The 1,771-nt window shown below is 67.0% G+C and carries 1 protein-coding gene; it reads right to left on the reverse strand.

All coding sequences use genetic code 11. The features are described 5' to 3' along the window. Positions 1 to 54 precede the first annotated feature (54 nt). On the reverse strand, positions 55 to 1,281 hold the full coding sequence (locus ACZ4RZ_RS50105; RefSeq protein WP_467754340.1) for an IS110 family RNA-guided transposase: 1,227 nt from the start codon (positions 1,279 to 1,281) through the stop codon (positions 55 to 57). Between the last annotated feature and the right edge of the window lie 490 nt (positions 1,282 to 1,771).

Genomic DNA, 1,771 nt, shown 5'->3' on the forward strand with positions numbered 1-1,771 from the left:
GTGCAGCCTTCCTGCCAACGCTGATCGAGGTAGACATCTCACGATGCCAAGTCGTCAAGCTGCTGCGGTCAGTTCGAGGGGGAAGGCGATGTGTTCGTCGAACAGTTCGCCTGCTTGAAGGCAGTGGTAGAGCTGGCCGATCATGCGGTTGAACAGGTGTCGCTGGGCGGCCGCGTGCCAGTCTCCTTGCTCGCGTCGGCGCCGGTAGTGGGCGTCCGCGCCGGGTGAGGACCGCAGAGCGGAGAAGGCCCACAGGTAGCCGGCATGGTTAAGCCGGTCGTTCTTGACCATGCGACGCCCGACGTGGTGTTTCTTGCCGGACGCGCGGGTGACGGGGGCGGAACCTGCATAGGCCTTCATGCCACGTGCGTCGACGAACCGCTGGCGGTCATCGCCGATCTCAGCCAGCACCCGGGCGCCGAGCTGGACCCCGAGACCGGGGAAGCTCAAGATGACTTTGGCATCCGGGTGTTGGGGAAAGGACTCCTCGACAGCCTCGGCGAGCTCGTCAGCAGCGAGGCAGGCGGCTTCCAACTGCCGCAGGAGGGCGAAGGCCTGCTTGCCGAGCGCGTCTTCGACCAGCTGCGGCTGGCTCGCGTAGTCACCGCGGAAGACTTCGCGGAGCCGGTCGGCCTCGGCTTCGATGCCGCGGCTACGGCCAGCGCGTTTGAGGGCGGACCGGAGCTGGGCGCGGGTGAGCCGGGCGGCCTGGCTCGGGGTGGGCGCGAGCTTGAGCAGTTCGCGGGCTTCGGGACGGCACAGTCCGTTGGTCCATCCGGCGACGGCGTCCAGGGCCGCGGGGTAGTACTCGCGCAGCAGCGAGCGGAGCTGGTTGGCGATCTGCTGCCGGTTCCAGGTCGCGTCCTGCTGGGCGCGGGCGAGGACGGCAATGGCGCGTGCGAGGTCGGAGTCGGCCGGCAGCGGCCGGTGCATCGGCATATCGGTGCGCAGGATGTTGGCCAGCACCAGAGCGTCGCCAGGGTCGGACTTCTTGCGGGAGACGCCGTGCCGGTCGCGGTAACGGGCAGCAGCCATCGGATTGATCGCGAAGACCTTCCGATTGCCCTGCCGCAGGGCCGCAACCAGGAGGCCACGGCTGGTTTCGATGGCGATCGGGATCGGGGCGTCTTCCGCGTCGCCGTACTCGGCGAGCAGGTCCAGCAGCAGCCGGTAGCCGGCCATATCGTCGGTGATGCGGCGCTTGGCCAGCAGCTGTCCGGTGTCGTCGATCAGAGCGACGTCGTGATGCTTCTCAGCCCAGTCGATCCCGCAGTAGATCAAGTTGCTTCTTCCCTTCGGCGCTGGCATCTGCGCTGGTCACGAGCGCATGCGGGCCACGCGGCTCCCTAATTCCAGGACTCTTCGGTCCGACATCTCACAAGCCGTTCGCGGCACCAGCGCGTCCCACGGGCCTCGGTCTTGTCCAGAGCTCGAGGCTCGGGATTGGTAAGAGGTCACCGTGAAACGGGCTCGCACCGCCAACTCCAACGAGTGAATACGCCGCGGGTGATGGCGGCCGTGAAGACGACGAACGTCACCGCTCTACCTAGAGGCCTCGCAGGCCGGGGCTTGTATAGGTCGTCCGCCCGGCGTCCACGCGACCGCCATCACCTCGAGCACTGGGGCCGTGCGCCGCTCTCAGTGAAGGCCTCAATGAGCCTGGGTCCAGGAAGGCGTCACAGTCCCGTACTCGAACGGTCCGGCAGTGCTCCAAGAAGCCGCACCGGTGCCGCTACCAACGAATTAGGGCTTGTAGTCATCGAGCCTGGTC

It is taken from the genome of Streptomyces sp. NPDC027189 (genome assembly GCF_055566975.1).